Source organism: Sphaerospermopsis aphanizomenoides BCCUSP55 (assembly GCF_001586785.1).
Classification (GTDB): domain Bacteria; phylum Cyanobacteriota; class Cyanobacteriia; order Cyanobacteriales; family Nostocaceae; genus Sphaerospermopsis_A; species Sphaerospermopsis_A aphanizomenoides_A.
The window spans coordinates 44,762-51,477 of the sequence record NZ_LUFH02000035.1 but is presented as its reverse complement, the minus strand read 5'-3'; the positions used below and the strand labels follow the sequence as shown (position 1 = coordinate 51,477).

The 6,716-nt window shown below is 38.4% G+C and carries 6 protein-coding genes; 2 read left to right on the top strand and 4 right to left on the bottom strand.

Annotation, left to right across the window (positions count from 1 at the left end; all coding sequences use genetic code 11):
- Window positions 1–97: 97 nt before the first annotated feature.
- On the top strand, window positions 98–1,189 hold the full coding sequence (locus tag A0J48_RS11060; RefSeq protein ID WP_200323023.1) for an AAA family ATPase: 1,092 nt from the start codon (window positions 98–100) through the stop codon (window positions 1,187–1,189).
- Window positions 1,182–1,868, top strand: a complete 687-nt coding sequence (locus tag A0J48_RS11055; RefSeq protein WP_200323021.1) for a DUF3226 domain-containing protein — start codon at window positions 1,182–1,184, stop codon at window positions 1,866–1,868. Before A0J48_RS11060 ends, A0J48_RS11055 begins: the two co-directional genes overlap by 8 nt.
- Before the next feature lie 72 nt (window positions 1,869–1,940).
- On the opposite strand, the gene A0J48_RS11050 is transcribed toward A0J48_RS11055, so the two are convergent.
- From A0J48_RS11050 to A0J48_RS11035, 4 genes are all read right to left on the bottom strand, one after another.
- Window positions 1,941–3,569, bottom strand: coding sequence for a mucoidy inhibitor MuiA family protein (locus A0J48_RS11050; RefSeq protein WP_200323019.1), 1,629 nt, complete (start codon window positions 3,567–3,569; stop codon window positions 1,941–1,943).
- Window positions 3,570–3,772: 203 nt separating this feature from the next.
- Entirely contained in the window at window positions 3,773–4,708 is a 936-nt protein-coding gene (locus tag A0J48_RS11045; protein WP_200323018.1) for a LysR family transcriptional regulator, read from the bottom strand.
- A gap of 247 nt (window positions 4,709–4,955) precedes the next feature.
- Window positions 4,956–5,741, bottom strand: a complete 786-nt coding sequence (locus A0J48_RS11040; RefSeq protein ID WP_200323017.1) for a carbon dioxide-concentrating mechanism protein CcmK — start codon at window positions 5,739–5,741, stop codon at window positions 4,956–4,958.
- Window positions 5,742–5,788: 47 nt separating this feature from the next.
- Window positions 5,789–6,568, bottom strand: a complete 780-nt coding sequence (locus A0J48_RS11035; RefSeq protein ID WP_200323016.1) for a transferase — start codon at window positions 6,566–6,568, stop codon at window positions 5,789–5,791.
- Window positions 6,569–6,716 lie beyond the last annotated feature (148 nt).

Sequence of the window (6,716 nt, the reverse complement as noted above, 5' to 3'; positions counted from 1 at the left end):
AAATAATATATAATAATAGCTAACAATGTAATTGCTAATTTATACAGGAATTATATATGTTTGTAATGTAAGTAAATGTATTGATTTGGAGGCTAAAATGATTAAGAATATTGAAATTAAAAATTTTAGATGCTTCGACAATTTAAAAGTATCTGGGTTCGAGAAAATTAATTTAATTAGTGGAAAAAACAATGTTGGTAAAACTGCATTATTAGAAGCATTATTCCTCAATATTACACCAAGACCAGATACTATTTTTTTGTTGCGGCAAGTAAGAAGAGAATCGTCTAAATTGAGTAGATCATTACCAGAAAGAACCTGGAACAACTTCTTTTATCAACAAAATAAAAGTAGCGAAATTGTTATTGAATCTACTCTTGAAAACGGTTCTTCAAAAATGGTTGAGGTGTTTATTGATGAATCTGTGCAAAATTTAGAAGATACCTATCAACAGGATAATGATGATGATAATGAAAAACTTATCAGTCTTTTTTCAGGAAGTCAGTCTGTATTATCTGTGATGCATTTGAAAACAAGAATTAATAATAAAGAAGCTTTTGAAAATCTAATTATTTCTAGTGCTAAGGGTATCATAGCTAGGGACATAAAAGTTCCTGACATAAAAAATGCTTTCTTCATCCCCTCTTTTTTGAGAGTTTCTAGCAGGGAATTGACAGAAGAGTTTGACAAAGCTCTTTTGAATGAGAAAAGAGAAAATGAGCTTCTACGAGCCTTTCAGAGTATTGATTCTTCCATTATTGGTGTAGAGAGTTTGAGTATAGGTGAACCAACTCTTTATGTTAAGAGAGAAGGAGAAAGTAAGTTGCCTTTGTCTTTGTTCGGTGATGCAATAAATCGCATTGCTGATATGATTTTAAGAATTGTAAATAATGAAAATAGCATTTTGTTGATTGATGAAATAGAAAATGGCATTCATCACTCTAACCAAGCTGCTTTTTGGAGTATTATTTACAGGTTAGCTAATGAATTAAATGTACAAATATTTGCAACTACACATAGTTTAGAAATGATTGAAGCTTTTATAAAATCTGGTTCAGATTATCAAAATATGGCTGCTCATTTTGAGCTAACAAAACATCTAAAGACAGGCAAGATACTTGCCATTAAACGAGATTTAAATACTTTAGAGTATGGAATAAGTCATAAAAAGGAGGTGCGAGGTGAGTAGTAATATTTTGATTGTAGAAAGCAATAATGATAAATATTTTTTACAGGCAATTATTCGTTACCTCAATTTTAATATAGAAGTTGCACCTCCGATTATTCTTTCAGAAGATGATTATAGGTCGATGAATGGATTAAATCAAACAAAACTAAAAGATGCTCTCAAAGATTTAAAAGCTGACATACAAAAGGGCGAGATTGAAAGGGTAGGTATTGTTATTGATATTGATGACAAGGGAGAACGTGAGAGAATCAATTTTATTAATGAGTGTATTCAAGAAGTTTTTCCGGGTTCACCATTACTTACAAAAGTTAAACAATACATAAATATAAATTTTGATGGTTTCAATATCCAACTGGCTTGCTATTTTACCAACGTTGATGGAAAAGGAGAACTGGAAACAGTCCTACGAAATATTAAGAGTAAAAATTCTGATTATGCTGATTGCTTAGAAAGTTGGAAAAATTGCCTGAATGATCATGGTCAAGAAATCACTATTAAAGACTTTGATAAATTCTGGGTTTCTATATATCTAAGATTTGATACTTGCTCAAAACGGGACAAAAAGCAAGCCGAGCGTAAATGTAGTTTTGAGTATGCGATGGAGAAAAAAGCAGAGATTTGGGATTTTGAGCATCCTACTTTAAATAATTTGAAAGAATTTCTGCAAATGTTTACTTAATTCTAAATTAAAATAAACAATTATTATTTTATTCTTACAATAGATTTGATTATCTCTCAATCCCCCACCTTTCTAAATATCCAACCCCAACACTGTTAACTCCGGCGGATGCTCCACAGTAAACTGATAATATACCTCCTGCTTTTCCTGCGCTGCTAACACAATATCCCACTCCAAAATACCAATTTCACTTAATTGAATTTGCGGGTTAGAACGAGTTAGCCTCACCTTAATTTGCTCATTCCGACTCACAGGTAATTGATCAGTTAATTTCAAACTTGCTTCTTTATTTAACAAATTAGTAATTACCACCCGATAAGCATAAGTAACACGGCGTTGACTACTCATCAGCTTTTTATCTACCTGACGTTCAACTAAATCCCGTTCAATTTTTAAACCTTCATCTATACCTAAATTAATTTTAAATTCCTGTCCTGGAGCAATATTTTCTAATTGAGTTGCACCGACAAAAATAGTATCCCGAAAAATATTTGCTTTCCCTGGTAATAAAACTGCACCATCTGAACTATTTTTCACATTAGCTTGCAAATAAGCAAAACTAACTAAACGCGGCATTCCCACATAATTAAATTTACAAGGAAAATCATCTTGAAAAATTGTAGTTTTATGAGGTGCGCCATCACTAGGAATATTACCACCACTATTAAGTTTAAAAGTAACTACGCTGCCTTGTTTAGATACTTCAGTAACAACTGTTTCTGCTTGCAGAGAAAGTTCTTCATCCTCCTCTGTTACTTGTTTTGACATACTGCTAGGTGCTGGTAACAGCACAGCCATAGCAGGTGGAGGAGACATGGAACGCTGCACAGTTAAAGTATCGTTAGCGCGAAGATGTGGAGTGTCGATATACCAAGGTTTGAGCTTGGGTGGAAGTGTACCTAATCCTGGTTTAGCAGTAGAAAGAGTTAAAGCCACGTCTAACCAATCTTCCCCTGTGGTTTGGGTAATTTCTGCCAGATAAGTTAGATGTAAAATATTGCTGGTACTATCAACTCGTAAATCATAAAGTGGTTTCCAACTAGCACGATTTACCACATAAGACATTTCTAATTCAAACTCACCTTCACCGCTAACTTCCAACCCCACAATTATGCTTAAACTTTCTTTGGGTTGGGGTGTTTGGATTTTTTGTAAGGCGCTACGCAGTGATTGTAATTGTTTATCTAACTCATGTTGTTGAGTTTTACATTCTCCTGATGCGATCGCATATTCGCTATACTGGCTACCAATAAAATTCAAAAAATCTAAAGTTTCACTCAAGCTGAGATTCTTCCGCGACAAACTTTGAGCAAAAGGTTCTTCCGTCTTATCTCCCAACCCAGCAATAAAATTAGATTGTAATGCCAAGGCATCTATTTGCGCTTGCAGATGGCGTTTTTCTGCCTCTAATTGCTGAATTTGTCTCGTTAACTGTGCTACTCGTTCCGCCACTGGTTCAGTAGTATAGATGCGATCGCTGCTAACTCCCAACAACCGCACTCCTACAGTTCCAGTACCACTGACTCTCACAGACTCAGTTTCCAGAGTTACAGGTAATGGTGTAATTAATAACTCCCGTTCTTCTCCCGTTAAGGAGACAACACCTCGTCTTGTAACTAAAGCTTTGTCCCCATAAACAGTGACAGCAACAATTTTGCTTTGTACTGTTTTGCGCCAAGATGATAATTCCGGGTTATTCATCGCCAATTTCCCCCCTTGTGTATCAGTTAACAGCAATCAGTTATCAGTTATCACTGTCACCTTTTGCCTGTTACCTGATTTAATGGTTCTGCTGGTTAATTGTCAATGGTTTCCGGTTTCACAGTCAAGCGTTGGGTGTAGAGTAGGGTCGTAGTTTGATCACCCGACTTTTTCTTTATCCCCTACACCCCACAACCTACCCCCTACACCCTAGTTCCGGTAATACTTTGAGGAGCTATGCTTTCCTCGACAATCTTCTTAGCCGCATCCAACAGATACTGATAATAAGTACGAGCGACAATTGATAATTGTTTGCCTGCTGGGTGAGCTATGTACCAAATACGCTTAATCGGAAAATGCTGCACATCCAAAATGCTGAACTCATGAGCATCTGTCAACAAGGTATGACGAGATAAAATCGAAATCCCTAAACCCCCAGCTATGGCTTGTTTAATCGCTTCATTACTTCCTAATTCCAACTTCACCTTCACCTTTACCCCATGTTCATCAAACAGAGACTGCACAGCACGACGAGTACCTGAACCAGGTTCGCGCATAATAAACGGTTCTTCTGCCAAACGTTCTATGGGAATATTTTTCTCCTGTGCCAAAGGATGGCCAACAGGTGCAAAAACTACCAAAGGGTTTTCTAAAAAAGGCTCGAAATTGACATCTACATGATCTGGCACTTGACTCATAATATACAAGTCATCCAGATTAGCAATCATGCGCTCCAAAATTCCTTCATGATTGGTAACTTGCAGTGAGATATCAATTCCAGGGTAAAGTTGACAAAATGGACCCAACAAACGCGGGATTATATATTTTGCCGTAGTAATCACAGCCAATCGTAATTGACCTTGTTTCAATCCTTTTAAATCTGCCACAGTCATCTCAAATTGAGCTATGGTCTCAAAAATTTGGCGACAAGTGGCAAACAACTCTCTTCCTGCTTCCGTCAAAAATAACCGCTTTCCCACCTGCTCGAATAATGGCAAACCCACCGATTTTGTTAGCTGCTTAATTTGCATAGAAACGGTCGGTTGGGTGAGAAATAATTCCTCAGCAGCACGAGTAAAGCTACCGTGCCGTGCAGCGGCCTCGAACACCTTCAATTGGTGCAGCGTCGCTTGGTTCAATCTAATTCTCCTCTAATAGCAATTCTTTAGACATATATTTAGTATCACTGCACACTAGCAAGTTTATGTAGTGTCACACATACCAACTTATGAGTCTAATTATAGATAAAACTCTATCTTCGCTATCAGAAGTGTGGTATTGGACTTATGGAATCAAGAAGTTATTATCAAAACAACACAAAACGTAAGATGCCTTCCAACCAAAGATGAATGCTGAATATCCAAGTTATTGATTATTCATCATTCATCATTCATCAACCCACAATTCTTCTTTCACTTTGACAGGCAATTTGGCCAAATCTGGTAATTCTACTGCCTCGGCATCAACAATTTTATCCTTGATATTCAAGGGAATATTTAACGGTTCACGTTCTTCAACCCAACAACTAGCCACTGGTAAGGTTTGCTCCAACTCATCCAAAGGTCGAGGAATGACCATGACTGCGTTTAACTCACCAATTCTTTCTGCCTCATACATCCCAGCTTCCACAGCTACAGCCACATTAGCTACCGTACCGCGAATAATAGCTGTACATAAACCAGCCCCAATTTTTTCATAGGAGGCTAAATGTACATCTGCGGCTTTAAGCATGGCATCACAAGCACCTACCATTGCCGGAAAGCCTCGTGTTTCTACCAACCCAATTGCTTGATTACTCAGACGGCTGTAATTGCCATCTTCCATCATTTGACTTAGGCGGTTAATAGGTAAAACTATATCTAAATTGGGATAAGGGCGAGGAATCACCAAGCTAGAAACCAATTGTCCAAACTGTTCTGCTGTTTGTACACCAGCTTCTACAGCCAAACGCACATCAGCAATGCCACCCCGGACAATCGCCGTACAGTGACCACTACCAATTTTTTCATAGCCTACTAAGTGGACTCCAGCCGATTTCAACATCATATCAGCAGTACCAACTATAGCCGGAAAGCTGAGGGTCGATACTAAACCCAAGGCCGTATCCTTGAGGTTGTCGCGGCGACGTGATGCCTGGATGGTGCTAAGAGAGCGTTGATTATATGTTTCCATATTTATTTACCAGGATACTCACAAAACTGACAACTAACAATTAGCACTTACTCTGATGAATGATCGGAGTTTTCGTCGCTCAAGGATTGCCGATGGGGAAACAATGTGATCAACAGTCTGTTAATGCTTCCTTGTCCATATATCTGTGTCCCAAAAGTGTTATTGGGTTCAGTGTTAGCTGGACTGGGTTCGGATTCCTGAATGTTAGTTTCTGGAGAACCTGGGAGAGTGGTTTCTGTTGGGGTGGAGTCAGTAACCAGAGGCGTTTGAGCTACTGGTGGAGACTGGCTTTTCGGAGTAGGAGAAGGTGGAGATACGGAAGTAGATTGTTGTTGGAAATTTATAAAGGCGGCAGCAGAGAATTGAGTAGAAGTAATTACTTTTTTCTCTGGTTGTTGTTCAGGAGGATTCGTAGTAGCGGTATCTGTAGAAGTTGGTACTTCTGGTGGATTTGATTCAATATTTGCCTCAATTTGCCGACTGCTATCTCCCAAAATCGAACCTGGTGGTACTACTTGTTGAGGTGTGACAGAACAGTTAAATACCGTAGTAGCTGCACCGATACAAGCATTAGCTCCAATTTTGCCTTGGCCAACCATCAAAAAGCCGGCTCCCAGGTTTGCTCCTGCTTCTATTTCTAGGATACCCTCATTGACTTGGAGAATTGACCCCATGCCAATACAGACTCCAGGACCAATAATAATTTTACTGTTGGCAGCTGCTTGGAGTATTACCCCTGGTGCTATTACGGCGCTTTTATGAATATTTACGTCGCCACTAATATGAGAATCAAAACTGTCGCCCAGGCGTAGCAGCGGCACAGACATGGAATTTTTTACCTCGGAAGCCGGAAAAATAAGTATTGAGAATAATTTTGAGATGGGGAAGCAGGGGAAGAAAAATTAATTCTTTATTGTTCAACTCTTCTTTCTTTTGCCTCTTGCCTCTTGCCTCTTGCCTTCTGTCACCTGTCAC